Source organism: Streptomyces sp. NPDC003027 (assembly GCF_053591435.1).
Window position 1 is genome coordinate 61,736 of record NZ_JBSFTU010000032.1, and the last position, 13,713, is coordinate 75,448.

A 13,713-nucleotide genomic window follows, 5' to 3' on the forward strand; every position below is an offset into this window, starting at 1 on the left:
CCAGAACCGGCGCACGTGCCGTCGGGCCGCCTCCAGGTCATTCCGTGGCGTCGCGGCACGCTCCCGCCCGCCACCAGGCGGCGAGCCAGGCGATCTCTTTGGCCGCGTCCATGAGGTACGTGGCGGGGATCGTGCGCCGGGGAACGTACACCAGATCGATGGCGAGGAAGGTGAGGGCGGTCCCGACGCCGACGCGACGGGCGTGGCGCACCCCGGCGGGGGTGGAGCCGGCACAGAGCATGCTGAACCCGGCCGACGCGAGCAGAGCCCCGCTGGTCCGCTGCAACCACTTGTCGGTCTTCGCGCCGTACACCTGCTCGAAGGTGCGCAGCGAGACGACCGGCCACAGCCCACCGACGATGTTGAACACGCCTTGGGCGCGAGCGACGGCGACAGGACGCACAAGGGCCGACCCACGGCTCCCGCCCTCCGGTGCGGGCCGGAGGCGGCGCGGCGGCGCGGGGGCCCCGCGCCCCTGGCGGGACCCGGCGTAGGCGGCTTCTCGCAGGGCGCGCAGACGGTCGGTGGGCGGCAGGTCCGGGAGACGCGCCGTATACGGGTCGTACGCGACCGGTCCGTCCGTGCCCGTGGACGGGGGAGTGCCGTTCACGGTGAGCGTGGCGAAGTGCCGCCATCGTTCCCCTCGTGCGGCTGCGCAGAGCCGGAAGCGCGCCGGACGCCGGCGCAGGGCCTCGGCGAGCGCTGCCGGCCGCGCCGGAAGCCGGCGCCCGGGTTCGTCGGGGAAGGCCGCGACGACGCGGTCCCGGTCGGGAAAGCGGTAGCCGGTCAGTGTGGAGTACGGCCCGCCGAGGGCGTCGGTGCGCGGTACGGGGAGGTGCCGCGTGAGCGGCCCGCCGCCGCTCGAGGTCAGGAGCAGGTCGAGCGGGCGGCCCGGACCCGCGGCGTCCACCACCTTCAGCGCCAGGCCCAGGCCGTCGGGCAGGGCCACCGGTACACCCGCTGCCCGCGACCAGCGCACGGTCACGTCGTACCGTCCCGCTCGGTCCAGCCATCCCACCGACCACGGTTGCTCCCCGGACGGGAGGATCTCGAGCTCACCGGAGAACAGCAGACCGTCCGGGTGCAAGGCGGGCCGCCGGCGGCGCCGGGCCAGCGCGCGGGCGGCGGACTGTACGGAGCGGTTGAGGGCGACCATCAGAACCCCGCTACCGGCCGCACTGCCGACCCAGTGGCGCCGATACGGCGCTCAACCGGGGCGTCCGAGACAGGGGGCGATTCGATGCCGTCGGCCATGGCCCTTGCCTTTCGTGTGTCCACCGTGCGCTTCCGTGTCCGGCGGGTACCCGTGACGCCGAGGACGACACCGCACTGTGCCGGACTCCCGGGCTCCTGCGAACAGCAGCGCAGGGACCGGCCGCCGCGCTGATCACGCAGCGTTGGCGGTACACCCGGACTTATCACCCTTTGTAGTGAATCTGGACTTCTGACGCTGGGGCGGCGTGTCGAAGCGGGACACATGAGGCGTGGGTGCTAGAAGGCGCCCCATCGCCGTGCCACCGGATCGCGGTGGCGAAAGGAAGTACTCCCATGCGGAAGCAGCTCGTGACCGTCGCCCTCATAGGCGCCGCCGGTGCCCTGTGCGCACCGCAGGCGTACGCCGCGCCCGTCAGCGACCAGGACACCGCGTTCACGCAGGCGGCACACCGGGCCAACCTCGCCGAGATCGCCGCCGGACAGGACGCCCAGAAGAACGCGACGACCGCCTGCGTCAAGACGGTCGGAGGCGCGCTGGTACGCGACCACAGCCGACTGGACGCGGGTCTGACCGCACTGGCGAAGAAGCACGGCATCGCGTTGCCGGGCTCACCCGCCCCGGAGGACGAGCAGAAGCTGATGGCCGTACGGGCCAAGGCCGGGACCGCCGCGTACGACAAGGCGTGGCTGGCCGACCAGGACGCCGCACACACCAAGTCGCTCGCCCGGATCGACGAGGAGATCGCCAAGGGCGACAACGCCGAGGTCGTCGCCGCCGCCCGAGCCGCGCGGCCGGTCGTCGCCATGCACCTGGACATGGTCCGCGGCGGCACCTGCCACGCGGCCAAGGACCCGAAGACCGTCGGTGCCGGCAACGGCGGCCAGCTGGCCGCCGCGATGAACGACCGCGTCGTACTGGGCACGGCCGCGCTGGCCGGCGGCGCGCTCCTCGTGGCGGGTGCCGGGCTGTGGGCCCTGCGCGGACGCCGCCGCGACGCCGAGAGCTGACGGGATGAGGCGGCGCCACCGCGTCGGCCCCGCGACGGCGGTCATGGCCGGTGGCGTACTCATGGCGGCGGCCGGCTGGAGCCTCCTCGACCGGGTCCATCCCGGCGTGGACGAGGGTGCCCTGCCCGCCGCCGCGCCCGCCGCCGACCCGGCTGCCGAGAGGCACGCGCCACCGGTCGCCGTCGCCGTCCGTGGAGCATCCGGCTTCCACGCCGAGGTCGGCCCCGCCGCCGCCACGCGCGGCGGAGACCTCACCGTGCCGGCGCGGGGCGACCGCGCCGGCTGGTGGGCCCTGGGCGCCGCCCCGGGAGACTCACGGGGCACCGTGCTGATCGCCGGACACGTGGACACCAAGGAAGGCCTGGGCGCCTTCGCGGAGCTCCACGACCTGGACCTCGGCGCGCGCGTGGAGGTCACCGGGGCCGACGGACGCACCCACCGCTACCGCATCACCGCCCGCCGCACATACCCTCACGCGAGCCTGCCGACCGACCTCTTCTCCGCCGAAGGCCCCCCTCGCCTCGCGCTGCTCACCTGCGCCGGCGACTACGACCCGGCCACCGGTCACTACGCCGACAACCTCGTCCTCTACGGCAAGTGGACCGGGGCAGGCCCCGCGCAGTCGCCTTCACCGACCTCCGGGACGGCGGGCGGAGAGCGCCGACCCCGAGAAGCGTCCCGGTGAATCCCGCCGATCGCCGCCCGGCCGCCGGGGTGCGGGCCCGTACGACGCGGGCGGCGGCCCTTGCCGGTGCCGCCGCCGACCGCCTGCCCCCGGCCCGGGGGTCAGAGGCCGAAGACCTCCGGGGAGTCGGCCAGCGCGCGGAAGTACTCGCGCGGCCCCTCCACCAGCCGGCGCGCCTTCAGATCCATCAGGCCGCCGACGCCCGTCACCTCGGCGGCCACCGTGCCGTCCTCCTTGCGGATCGTCTGCTCGATACGGAAGGTCTTGCCCTCACCCCAGAGGAAGGCACACGTCACCTCCACCTCGTCACCCGCCCGCAACTCCCGCTGATAACGCACCGTCACTTCCAGGGCCACCGGCCCCACGCCCTTCTCCAGTAGATCCGTCTGCCGGATGCCGGCCTTCCGCAACAGCGACCAGCGGGCATGCTCCGCGTACTGGAGATAGACGGCCTGGTTCAGATGGCCCTGGGTGTCGGTCTCGTATCCACGCACGGCAACGGCTACGGAGAATGGCTCGACCACGGCGTTCCTCTCGACGGCAGGCCACAAGGACAACTGGCTCGATCCAGCCAACCGCGCGTCGACACACCGCATTCCACGACGGGCCGGCCCCGCTGCGGAGAAGGCCGGGCACCGTCAGCTCGAGTGCGTCCCTCAGTCCGGGCCGGCCGCGCTGGGATCCCGTTCCGCCGCCTCGGCGACGCGTTTGATGGTCGCCAGCCGGCGGTCCCAGTCGGCCGCGAGCGAGGCCATCCACCGTGCCGTCGCGTCGAGCGCCGCCGGCCGCACCGCGTACCGGACCTCGCGCCCGACGCGGCCGCCGGAGACCAGGCCCGCGGCGTCCAGGACGGCGAGGTGCTTGACCACCGCCTGCCGGGAGACGGGGAGTCGTTCGGCGAGCGTCGTGGCGGTGGCCTCGCCCTGCGCCGCCAGGAGATCGAGCAGTCGGCGTCGCGTCGGGTCGGCCAGCGCACCGAGGACGCTGTCGACGACCTCGGTGGCGGCGGCGTGTTCTTCCGTCACGTGGAGGGCTGTTCGGCGCGGGACTTGAGCGCGTCGAGCTCCAGAGGCCAGCCTTGGGTGTGGTCCTTCAGGTTCCGGCTGCGCAGCTCCTCGGATCCCGCCAGCGCCGCGAACCCGCTCTCGACGACGCGGAGCCGCGTCTTGTCGCCTTCCTGGGTCAACGTGAACTCCACGAGGGTGCTGTTGTTCTCGCGCAGTTCCTCTCCGGGGAAGGCGCTGGTCCAGCGGTATGCCAGGTAGGTGGGCGGCTCGACCTTCTCCACACGTACCGGGAAGTCGCCGTGCTCGGCGTTCTTCGCCACCATCGACTCTCCCTCCTTCGCCACGGTGCCGGGCAGGCTCGCCTTGTCGGCCACCCAGAATCCGGGCTGGGCCACCAGCGACCAGACGCGCTCCAGGGGTGCCGCGATCAGGGTTTCGCGTTCGATCCGGTCATTGCTCATGAGGGGCTCCTTTTCCTCCGACGGATGCAACTCTACGGTTGCACAACCAGGCCCCTGGGCGCAACCAGTAGGTTGCACTTCTTGCGTTCTCTCTTCGTCTCATCAAGGGATGCCCGCGCTGGGCCCGGGCCGGGGGTTCAGGAGACCGTGGCGGCGGGTGGGGTCCAGCGGTGGGTGCGGGGCACCGTGCTGGAGACGCCGAAGTCCTTTTTCAGCTGTTCGGGGATGGCGTAGTGCATGACGCGTCCGCGGGTGAGGGAGGAGAGCTCGAAGATGGTGGTGAGGTGGCCGAGGCGGTCCAGGGCCCACGCGCTGAGCGGGGAGCGGTCCTCGATGGTCTCCAGAACGCCCAGGAGGTGCGGCGCCGCCTTGATGACGGTGTCCCAGGGCGTGCGCGGTACGTGGAGCCAGTCGGCGCAGGTATCGCCGATGAGATGGCGGATGAGGGCGGAGACGATCGGGTCGAAGAAGGTGCCGGGCACCACCTCCTCGTAGAGGTCGATGAGCTGCCGGGTCAGTTGCGTGCCCTCCTCGGAGGGTCCCATGTACCGGATCATGTACAGGTCGAGGAAGCGGCGGGCCTCGTCGAGGGTCTTGGGCACGGCGTCCTGGTCGACGCCGAGCATGGCGCCGACGACGCGCCAGGCGTAGTAGTACGCCTCCGCGCCCTCCGTGGACATGTGGATGCCCAGGCGGTGCAGGCTGTCCAGCACCAGCAGGGAGAAGAACATCTGCCCGCCGATCATGTCCTCCTGACAGATCGGCGTTCCGGACGTGTCGGTGTCCCACCGGTTCTCGCGTGTGAGGTGGTGGCGGATGGAGGCGTGCAGGAGGCGCACCTTCTGGGCGGCGGGGATGAAGCGGCTGCCTGCCTCGAAGGCGTCGGGCCGCATCAGGTAGACGGTGAACTGCCCGGTCTCCGCCATCCGTTTGGAGGGGTACTTCAGCCCGTGGGTGGCCGACAGCAGCTTCGCCACACGCGGGACGACGTAACAGGCGGGCATGGAGGCGAAGGACAGCGCGGTGGAGATGTGCACGTTGTTGTCGATGAAGAACAGCCGGGCCCTCTCCATCTCGCCCCAGTCCACCCAGGCCGGCGGCACACGGGTGGCCTCCAGGTATTCCCGGGCGACGTCGGGCAGCCCGTCCGGCAGGGGAGCGCCGACGGTGGAGACGTAGCGCATCAGGTTGTTGAACGTACCCACCTGTCCGCGTTCGAAGAGGGTGGCGACGGTGGCGTCGGCGAGTTCGTCTCCGGCCAGCCGCAGGGCGTTCATCGATGCCTCGGTGTACGTCATGGCAGCGCTCCTTGTCTTCCATGGGGTCGTCCACGACCGGCGGGAGGCCGGCGGGAGACCGGGGGAGGGGGGCGCGGATTCGCGCAGCCCCCGGTGTGAGGGTCAGGACCGGCGAACCGCCGCCGAATGCGCCAGCGCGGTCAGGGCAGCCGCGGCGTGCGCCGGTACGTCCAGTTCGGACAGGGCGTCGAGCGCTGCCTCGACCCGCGCGCTGATCATGCCCTCGATGCGGTCGGGTGCCCCGACTCCGCGCATGACCTCGCGGACCGCTTCCAGGTCGTCGCCCCCAGGGTCCTGTCGGCCCAGGAGGGCACCCAGCAGTCTCCGTTCGTCGTCGCCGGCGAGGCGCCAGGTCTCCGCGAGCAGCGCCGTGGGCCGGTGCCCGCGCAGATCATCGGCGTTGGCCTTGCCGGTGTGCTCCGGGTCTCCGAACAGGCCGAGCAGGTCGTCCCGCAGCTGGAACGCCTCGCCCAGCGCCAGCCCGTACGCGGAGTAGCCCTCGCGCAGCCGGGCCCCGGCCCCGGCCAGGGCGCCGCCGATCAGCAGGGGTTGCTCGACGGTGTACTTGGCGGTCTTGTAGCGAATCACCTTCAGCGACGCGGTCGTGTCCGGACCGGCTCCGGTACGCAGGATCTCCAGGCACTCGCCCGCGACCAGCTCACGGGCCATCACCCACCACAACGGGCGGGCCCGGGCGAGGTACGCGGCGGGCAGACCGCTGGTGGCGAACAACTGCCCGGCCAGGGCCATCAGCAGATCCCCCACCAGCATCGCCAGCGACCTCGCGGCGCCGGCGGCCAGCGGTTGACCGCGTACGGCAGCGCGCAGGGCGACGTGTGCCGTGGGCCGCCCGTGCCGCAGCGGGCTGTCGTCGATGAGGTCGTCGTGGGCCACCGCGGCGGCATGGACCAGCTCCATGGAGGCCGCCGCCCGCAGCAGCGCGTCGCCGTCCGGCTGTCCCACCGCACACCAGCCCCAGTAACAGAACGCCGCCCGCAGCCGCTTGCCGTCCGCGACCGCCGCCTCCAGCCGCTCGGCCACCGGGGCCAGGAGCGGGTCGATCGCCGCGAACCTGTCTGCCTCCTGGGCGACGAACCGGTGCAGTACCTCGTCGACGCGGCCCTTGAACGCGGCCGGCTCCCAACCGTCAGACGCCATCGACGGCCCGTCGAGCCAGGGAGTGCCGGGCCAGAACCTCCAGGTGAGCCGGGGGCACGGTCGCGTACCGGTCCAGTACCAGGCGCCCGCGCGCGATGAGGTCGTGCTCGGCCTCCGCCGCCAGCTCCGCGGCGTCCGAGCGGCGCAGCAGCCCCCGCACCGTCCCCAGGGCCGAACCCAGCGTGCTCACCGCCAGATCGGCCAGCCCGGCCACCAGCAGCACCGCCTGTCCGTCCAGGCCCCGGCCCCGTTCCGCTTCCTGCCCCATGCCCTCTCCCCACTCACCGATGTCCGGGCGGCGTCGGTCACACGCCGTCCTTTCCGAGCATCGGGCCGAACCGGGCGTGATGGAGGAGCAACTCACGATCGAGTGATCACACCGCTCGACCGTACGGATCGGTCCGCCCTGGGCGCTGGACGCCCACCAGGGCCCCCGGACCCGTACGGCCTCGCTTGACTGTCGTACGTCTCGGCAGGTAGGCAGTGGCCTGCCCCTGCTCAGGGGACGGAAACGGGGGGACGCACGCATGAAGCCGCTGGCACCGGGGGATCCCGTCTCGGTCGGTGACGGCCGCTACCTGCTGACACACCGGCTCGGTCAGGGTGGCATGGGCGTGGTGTACCTCGGCCGTTCCCCGTCGGGCCGGGCGGTGGCCGTGAAGGTCGTACGGCCCGAGCTGAGCACCGAACCCGGCTTCCGGCGCCGGTTCGCCGACGAGGTGGCGGCCGCGCGGCGGGTGGGCGGCTTCCACACGGCCTCGGTGGTGGACGCCGATCCCGAAGGCGATCCGGCCTGGCTGGTGACGGCGTTCGTGCCGGGGCCGACGCTGGCCGCCGTCCTCGCGCGCGTCGGCTCGCTGCCGGCGGACACCCTCACGGTGCTGGCCGCCGGGCTCGCCGAGGCGCTGGAGGCGATCCACCGGGCCGGGGTCATCCACCGCGACCTCAAGCCGGCGAACATCATCGTCGCGGAGGACGGGCCTCGGGTCATCGACTTCGGCATCGCCCGCGCCCTGGACGGGACGACGCTGACACGGACCGGCTACCAGGTGGGGACTCCCGGCTTCCTCTCCCCCGAACAGCTCACCGGAGGCGCGGTCACGCCGGCGGTGGACGTCTTCGCCCTGGGCGTGGTCCTGGCCCAGGCGGCGGGCGGCTCGCCGTTCGGGGACGGGCCGTCCGCCGCGCGCCTGTACCAGGTCGTCCACGAGGACCCGGACCTGAGCGCCGTCCCCGACGCCCTGCGGGGGCTGGTCGCCGACTGCCTCTCCAAGGACCCGGCGGCCCGGCCCGCCCCGGCGGACTGCCTCCGCCGTCTGACGGTCCACCACCGGGACGACGGAGCCTGGCTTCCGGACGCGGCGACGGCCCTGCTGCCCCGCCGGGATCCCGCGCCCGATGACCCGCCAACGCAGCGTGCGCCGGAGCGGCTTGAGCCGGCGCGGTCCGAGGCCGTGCGGACCGGGACGGAGCAGACGGAGCCCGAGCGGACCGGGAGGGAGCAGACGGAGCCTGAGCGGCTTGAGCCGGCGCCGTCCGAGTCAGAGCGGCCTGAGCCGGAGCGGACGAAGCCGGAGCGGCCTGGATCCGATCGGACCGAGCCGCAGCGTTCTGGGCCTGAGCGGCCCGGTCCCGAGCATCCTGGGCTCGTGCCGTCCGGGCCCGGGCACCCCGGGCCTGAGCGGATCGAGCCGCTGGGCACTGTCGGCGAACCTCCCGTACGCCGTCAGGGTGGGCGCCGCGTCGTACCGGTCGTCGTGGGCGCCGTGCTGGCGCTGGCCGCGGCCGGTGTCGTGGTGTGGCAGCCGTGGTCCGGCGAGTCCGGGCAGAGCGGCAAGGGCGGCGGCACCGGTGGTCCGTCCGCCTCCTCCACCCCGGCCCCCTTCCCCGACGAGCCCCTGCTGATCCGGCAGGACACCGCACCGGGCTGGCCGGGTACATGCCACGGGGTGATCGTTCGCCGTGACCCGGGAGAGGCCGTGTCCGTTCCCCTGATCGCCGACGACACCTGCTCCGTACTCCCGCAGTGGTCGCCGGACCGGCGCTCGATCGCCTACACACGCATCTCCGCCGACGGCGCGGCCGTCTGGACGGCCAACGCCGACGGCACCGATCCTCGGCGGCTGGCGTCCATCGCCGGCGGCCGGGTGTCCTGGTCTCCCGACGGCACCCGGCTCGCCGTGCTCCGCAAGAAGAACGGTGTGCAGCAGCTGTTCACGGTGGACGTGGCCGACGGAACCGCGCGGCAAGTGACCACCGGCTCCGGTCGGGTGGAGGACCCCGCCTGGTCGCCGGACGGCAGGCACATCGCCGTCTGCCAGGAGGCGGGGGAGGGCAACTGGCAGATCCACCTGGTGGATCCGGACGCGCCCGGCGCCGCCCCCCGGCAGGTGACCCGGCTGCCGCACCCGGCGTTCGACCCGGTGTGGTCGCCTGACGGGCGCGCGTTCGCCTACACGGCCGGCCGCTACGGCCAGGGCACCCAGGGCGACATCCACGTGGTCGGCACCGACGGCCGGAACGACCGCGCGGTCGTGGCGACCGGCGTCCATGAGATGGACCCCACCTGGTCCCCGGACGGCGCCTGGCTGGCTTTCGTGCGCGGCCCCTACGAGAAGCCCTGGATCTGGGCCGTCCGCCGGGACGGCACCGAACCGCGCTCACTGACGCCGGGCACCACTGCCGAGGGCCATCCGAGCTGGCGCTGAGTCGTCATCTTCTGCTGGGCGGCGGCCGCCCGGATGCTGCCCGTGCGGCCGTCCACCGGGCGGCCCGACAGCGCGGCCGAACGGGGCGCGAAGGCGGCCGTGTTCGCCGAAGCTCTGCCTGCGTCCTGCGTCCTGCGTCCTGCGTCCTGCGTCCTGCTCGTGCCGCGTCCTGTGGCCGTCGAGCACGACCCTGGCGGGACGAGAGGTCCGGCGGGACGAGACGCACGGCGACGCGATCGACGGGGCCGCCAAGGCCGGTCCGTACAACTCGCGTTCGCGCGGCGGTCCGTCGCGCGGCCGGCATCGCCCGGCCCTCATCCACCATGCGGGCACGCTGATCTGAGAGGTCGTTCGCTGTTCATCGGCGTGTGTGCCTGTCTTTGCCCTTCCCCCATAGCGTTTCCGCGCCCACCCCCTTACCGAGGAGTATCGTGAGCGCTTCCGCTCTGTGCGCGCTGGCCGCCGCCTTCCTCATGGCGACCGGAACCGCCCCCCACCCTCCGCTGTCCGTCACCGCACGCGCCGAGACCCCCGCGGTCTACGACGACGAAGCGGGCGGCAACGCCGACGCCGACGACCCGGCCGTCTGGGTGGACCCCGCCCATCCGGGCCGCAGCATCGTCATCGGGACGTTGAAAGAGGCGGGCCTCGACGTCTACGGGCTCGACGGCCGCCGTCTGCAGCACCTAGGGGCGCCCCCTGCCCCGCACGACGAGGCCGCGCCCGGCCGCTACAACAACGTCGACATCGTCTACGGGTTCGACCTGGGCGGCAGGAAGACCGACCTGGCCCTCGTCAGCGACCGAGGGCGAGACCGGATCCGGGCCTTCGCCATCGACCCCGGCGCCGTCGCCGCGGGCAGGCCGCCGCTCAAGGACGTCACCGCGCCCGATGCCGCCCCGGTCTTCGCGGCCGACGAGGCGGAAGTGGACGACCAGCACACGGCCTACGGCCTGACCGCCTTCAGCGACGACGACAACGCCTACGTGGTGGCGTCGCAGCGCGAGGAGACCCGCCTGCGGCTGCTGCGACTCGAGGACCGCGACGGACGAATCGGCTACCGGACCGAGGACACCCTCCACCTCCCCGACACCTTCACCCTGCCCGACGGCAGCACCTGGTCACCGTGCGCCGACCCCGGCGAGCGCCCGCAGGTCGAAGGCATGGCCGTGGACCAGGAGAAGCACGTGCTCTACGCCGCTCAGGAGACGGTGGGCCTGTGGCGGATCGAACTCGACGGCGAGGAGTTCGACGAGGCGGAGCTGATGGACCGTGTCCGCGAGTACGGCACCCCGTGGACGTACGACACCACGGAGGAGGAGTGCGTCCTCGACACGGAGAACGACCCCGGATTCGGCGGTGAGCACCTCTCCGCCGACGCGGAAGGCGTCACCGTCTACCACGCCGAGGACGGCACCGGATACGTCCTCGCCTCCAGCCAGGGCGACGACACCTTCGCCGTGTACGAGCGTGACGGCGACAACCGCTACGTCGGCAGCTTCTCCGTCACCCGCAGCACTGCCACCGACGGCGTGCAGCACTCCGACGGCGCCACCGTGGTCAACGTCCCCCTGGGCAGGTCCTTCCCCAAGGGGCTCCTGGTCACGCACGACGGTGAGGCCACTCCCGCGGACGGGGACCGGGAAGGCACGAACTTCAAGCTGACCCGATGGGACGCCGTCGCCGCCGCGTTCCCCGAGCCCCTGACGGTCGACACGGACTCCTTCGACCCCCGCGCTTCGGACTGACCCCACCCCTCAGCGGCTCGCCGCCCCTGGGCAGCGTTGCCCGGGCCGAACCCCGGTCCAGGACAGGGAGCTTGGTGCCCCGTCTCCTGACCGACCTGTCGCGCGAGCCTGGTGAACGACCGCCGATCGGGCCGGGGATGCAACCCCGCTCGGGATGCGGCACGTGGGTGCCTGGATTGCGAGCTGTATGTTCCGCGCTCCTGGACCGTTGATGCCGACCGCTGAACCGCGAGCCGCACCGGAGATCCGCTCCCCGCGCTGGCGGTCCACACCCCTCTGCTGTTCGAAGGCGACTATCTCACCGTCGAACACATAAAAATCTGTCTTGGCCGCAGTAGACATTGGGTGGTGGGGTGGTTATGGTTTCTCTCGTAGCAAGAGATCGAGAAGGGCCCGGCAGAGATGAACTGCCGGGCAGCAGTATCCGCAGTTGCAGTTCGCAGGACGGTGCGGCGGTGGAGTTCCGAAGCCAGAGCGGTTGCAGGATGGCGACGGGGCTGGCGGCCGGACCGGGTGGCCCGCAGTGATCAGGGGCCGCCACGGGCAGTACCAGCAGTGCGGTTCTCAGCGGTACCTCGGTAAAGGCGTCTGACTGCGGGCGCGCGTACCGGGAAGTCCGGCAGTGGGGTTCCAAGCCAGAGCAGACGCAGGACGGGCGACGGGGCTGGCTGCCGGAGAGTGGCGCTTTTCGAGGCCACAGCAGTACGCAGTACCTGTTCGGTAAGTGATTGATTCAGAGGGAAGAACGGAGGAGTTGAACGCCATCAGGATCGCCCGGACCGAAGTACTGAGTCCGGGTACCGCAGGACATCGATAGGCAGGTGGTCTCCGGTCACGCAACCGCGATCCCCGCGCCCCCGGCGGCAGTCGAGCCGGGCCCGCGGAAACAGAAGGTCGGCGCAGCACTAGGGCCGACAGATGGTGTAGCAGTTCCTTCGGGGCCCTGGTGCCGGTACGGCACCAGGGCCCCTCAACACGTTTCACAGAGAGGTGCCAATTGACAGCAGACGACCCGTACGGCCGTCTCGACGACGACGACTTCCCCGCCTACACCATGGGCCGGGCCGCCGAGCTGCTCGGCACCACCCAGGGCTTCCTCCGCGCCATCGGCGAAGCCCGCCTCATCACCCCGCTGCGCTCCGCGGGCGGCCACCGGCGCTACTCCCGCTACCAACTGCGCATCGCCGCCCGAGCCCGCGAACTCGTCGACCAGGGGACCCCCATCGAGGCCGCGTGCCGCATCGTCATCCTCGAGGACCAGCTCGAGGAAGCCCGCCGCATCAACGCCGAATACCGCCGCGCCGCCGAAGCGGCGAACCCGCCGGTCGGGGCACCGTACCGGGACGCCTCCGCCATGGCTTCCGAACCGCAGCCGGCAACACGGTAAGGGCGGCCACGGGAATGGTGGCCGTACAACGCTGATGGAGGGCGCGGCAGTTACCGCTCGTTCGATGGTCAAGCCGCTGCGGGCGGGTGCCGCGCGCTGCGCTGACCGCCGCCCCGTCAGATCACAGCCCGCAAGGCACCGCCGCGCCGCAGGCGTGGTCCGAGTGGCAGGGCTGGCCCGAATGAGTGACGGTGGTGGAGGTGTGCTCGTGCGGGTGTCACGGCAGACCCCGCGCGATCGCGGACCGACGCCCAGTCGGTACTTCACTCGGCCTGGCGCAAGCCGGCCTCGCCCCTGGCATGGCCGCCGATACCGAGGGAGGAAGACCCATGCCATCGTTCAACGACGCCCTGCGGGCAGGGCTGGCGGTCATCGTGGCACTGGGAGTCTCGGCCCCCGCCGCGCTGTCCGTCGCCGGAAGCGCAGAAGCGGCGCCCGGAAAGTACTGCGGATCGGACAGTGTCCACGGACTCGCCGTGTTCGGCAGCGCCAGCACGTCGTGTCCCGTCGCGCTGGACGTCGCCCATGCCTATCAAGCGCGCGGTTCGGACAGCTCCCCGGTGACCGTCCGCGTCAGCGGAACCGCGTGGCGCTGCCAGGAGCAGCCGGGCGACCCCAATCCCATCCACAGGTGCGTCGCCACCACCGATCCGAGCCGGTGGGTTGAGCTCACGTCGTAGGCGTCAGCGCCCTTCACTTCGGAGGTTTCCCATGAACTCTCTACGCCTGTTCGCCGGCGCGGCCGCGGCCGCCCTGGTCCTGGCTCTCCCTTCCGCGGCTCACGCGGCGCCGGCCGTGGCGCCGGGCGGTTGCGCCAAGGCGAGAGCGGTCGCTGAGATGACCCAGAAGGACTACGAGGACATGGTGAAGTGGTACAAGGGGCTCATCGCCCAAGGCGGGCACCCCGGCATCGTCGGAGAGCGAGCGGTCGCCGACGCCAAGGAGGACCGGGACAGGGCGGCGTCCCAGGCGCAGCGCATCTGCGGCCCCTGATCCCTGTTGTCTCCTCGTGAGCCGTGGAAGGCCGGCCGGCCTTCC

General features: G+C 72.2%; 14 protein-coding genes. 7 read left to right on the plus strand and 7 right to left on the minus strand.

Annotation, left to right across the window (positions count from 1 at the left end; genetic code table 11):
• Window positions 1-37: 37 nt before the first annotated feature.
• Window positions 38-1,156: a hypothetical protein gene (locus ACWDX6_RS22090; protein WP_451486596.1), complete on the minus strand. Its 1,119-nt coding sequence runs from the start codon at window positions 1,154-1,156 to the stop codon at window positions 38-40.
• 392 nt (window positions 1,157-1,548) lie between these two features.
• Here ACWDX6_RS22090 and ACWDX6_RS22095 point away from each other — a divergent pair, with 392 nt between their 5' ends.
• Together ACWDX6_RS22095 and ACWDX6_RS22100 are read left to right on the plus strand one after the other, a co-directional pair.
• Window positions 1,549-2,223, plus strand: a complete 675-nt coding sequence (locus ACWDX6_RS22095; protein WP_451486597.1) for a DUF4142 domain-containing protein — start codon at window positions 1,549-1,551, stop codon at window positions 2,221-2,223.
• A gap of 4 nt (window positions 2,224-2,227) precedes the next feature.
• The gene (locus ACWDX6_RS22100) at window positions 2,228-2,908 is read left to right on the plus strand and encodes a class F sortase (RefSeq protein WP_451486598.1); all 681 of its coding nucleotides are present in this window, start codon (window positions 2,228-2,230) and stop codon (window positions 2,906-2,908) included.
• A 101-nt stretch (window positions 2,909-3,009) separates the two neighbouring features.
• Here the strand turns inward: ACWDX6_RS22100 and ACWDX6_RS22105 are convergent, their stop codons facing one another.
• The 6 genes from ACWDX6_RS22105 to ACWDX6_RS22130 all read right to left on the minus strand — a co-directional run bounded on the left by ACWDX6_RS22105 (window position 3,010) and on the right by ACWDX6_RS22130 (window position 7,100).
• Window positions 3,010-3,432, minus strand: coding sequence for an acyl-CoA thioesterase (locus ACWDX6_RS22105; protein ID WP_451486599.1), 423 nt, complete (start codon window positions 3,430-3,432; stop codon window positions 3,010-3,012).
• Between the two features lie 132 nt (window positions 3,433-3,564).
• Window positions 3,565-3,933, minus strand: coding sequence for an ArsR/SmtB family transcription factor (locus ACWDX6_RS22110; protein ID WP_451486600.1), 369 nt, complete (start codon window positions 3,931-3,933; stop codon window positions 3,565-3,567).
• Window positions 3,930-4,376, minus strand: coding sequence for an SRPBCC domain-containing protein (locus ACWDX6_RS22115; RefSeq protein WP_451486601.1), 447 nt, complete (start codon window positions 4,374-4,376; stop codon window positions 3,930-3,932). Before ACWDX6_RS22115 ends, ACWDX6_RS22110 begins: the two co-directional genes overlap by 4 nt.
• 137 nt (window positions 4,377-4,513) lie before the next feature.
• Complete coding sequence (locus tag ACWDX6_RS22120; RefSeq protein ID WP_451486602.1) at window positions 4,514-5,674, minus strand: oxygenase MpaB family protein; 1,161 nt, start codon at window positions 5,672-5,674, stop codon at window positions 4,514-4,516.
• A gap of 102 nt (window positions 5,675-5,776) precedes the next feature.
• Entirely contained in the window at window positions 5,777-6,832 is a 1,056-nt protein-coding gene (locus tag ACWDX6_RS22125) for a polyprenyl synthetase family protein (protein WP_451486603.1), read from the minus strand.
• The gene (locus ACWDX6_RS22130) at window positions 6,822-7,100 is read right to left on the minus strand and encodes a polyprenyl synthetase (protein ID WP_451486604.1); all 279 of its coding nucleotides are present in this window, start codon (window positions 7,098-7,100) and stop codon (window positions 6,822-6,824) included. The genes ACWDX6_RS22125 and ACWDX6_RS22130 overlap by 11 nt, the downstream gene beginning before the upstream one ends.
• Window positions 7,101-7,359: 259 nt before the next feature.
• Here ACWDX6_RS22130 and ACWDX6_RS22135 point away from each other — a divergent pair, with 259 nt between their 5' ends.
• The 5 genes from ACWDX6_RS22135 to ACWDX6_RS22155 all read left to right on the plus strand — a co-directional run bounded on the left by ACWDX6_RS22135 (window position 7,360) and on the right by ACWDX6_RS22155 (window position 13,668).
• Entirely contained in the window at window positions 7,360-9,540 is a 2,181-nt protein-coding gene (locus ACWDX6_RS22135) for a protein kinase domain-containing protein (RefSeq protein ID WP_451486605.1), read from the plus strand.
• Window positions 9,541-9,971: 431 nt separating this feature from the next.
• Entirely contained in the window at window positions 9,972-11,288 is a 1,317-nt protein-coding gene (locus tag ACWDX6_RS22140) for a phytase (RefSeq protein WP_451486606.1), read from the plus strand.
• Between the two features lie 997 nt (window positions 11,289-12,285).
• Window positions 12,286-12,675: a helix-turn-helix domain-containing protein gene (locus tag ACWDX6_RS22145; protein ID WP_451486607.1), complete on the plus strand. Its 390-nt coding sequence runs from the start codon at window positions 12,286-12,288 to the stop codon at window positions 12,673-12,675.
• 329 nt (window positions 12,676-13,004) lie between these two features.
• Complete coding sequence (locus tag ACWDX6_RS22150; RefSeq protein ID WP_451486608.1) at window positions 13,005-13,355, plus strand: hypothetical protein; 351 nt, start codon at window positions 13,005-13,007, stop codon at window positions 13,353-13,355.
• 31 nt (window positions 13,356-13,386) lie between these two features.
• Window positions 13,387-13,668 carry a hypothetical protein gene (locus ACWDX6_RS22155; RefSeq protein ID WP_451486609.1) on the plus strand — a complete coding sequence of 94 codons (282 nt, stop codon included), beginning with the start codon at window positions 13,387-13,389 and terminating at the stop codon, window positions 13,666-13,668.
• Window positions 13,669-13,713 lie beyond the last annotated feature (45 nt).

What these genes read in the sequence shown, in the direction of transcription:
- ACWDX6_RS22090 (WP_451486596.1), bottom strand. Translation starts at nt 1,156, where the DNA reads ATGGTCGCCCTCAACCGCTCCGTACAGTCCGCCGCCCGCGCGCTGGCC.
- ACWDX6_RS22095 (WP_451486597.1), top strand. Translation starts at nt 1,549, where the DNA reads ATGCGGAAGCAGCTCGTGACCGTCGCCCTCATAGGCGCCGCCGGTGCC.
- ACWDX6_RS22100 (WP_451486598.1), top strand. Translation starts at nt 2,228, where the DNA reads ATGAGGCGGCGCCACCGCGTCGGCCCCGCGACGGCGGTCATGGCCGGT.
- ACWDX6_RS22115 (WP_451486601.1), bottom strand. Translation starts at nt 4,376, where the DNA reads ATGAGCAATGACCGGATCGAACGCGAAACCCTGATCGCGGCACCCCTG.
- ACWDX6_RS22120 (WP_451486602.1), bottom strand. Translation starts at nt 5,674, where the DNA reads ATGACGTACACCGAGGCATCGATGAACGCCCTGCGGCTGGCCGGAGAC.
- ACWDX6_RS22125 (WP_451486603.1), bottom strand. Translation starts at nt 6,832, where the DNA reads ATGGCGTCTGACGGTTGGGAGCCGGCCGCGTTCAAGGGCCGCGTCGAC.
- ACWDX6_RS22130 (WP_451486604.1), bottom strand. Translation starts at nt 7,100, where the DNA reads ATGGGGCAGGAAGCGGAACGGGGCCGGGGCCTGGACGGACAGGCGGTG.
- ACWDX6_RS22135 (WP_451486605.1), top strand. Translation starts at nt 7,360, where the DNA reads ATGAAGCCGCTGGCACCGGGGGATCCCGTCTCGGTCGGTGACGGCCGC.
- ACWDX6_RS22150 (WP_451486608.1), top strand. Translation starts at nt 13,005, where the DNA reads ATGCCATCGTTCAACGACGCCCTGCGGGCAGGGCTGGCGGTCATCGTG.
- ACWDX6_RS22155 (WP_451486609.1), top strand. Translation starts at nt 13,387, where the DNA reads ATGAACTCTCTACGCCTGTTCGCCGGCGCGGCCGCGGCCGCCCTGGTC.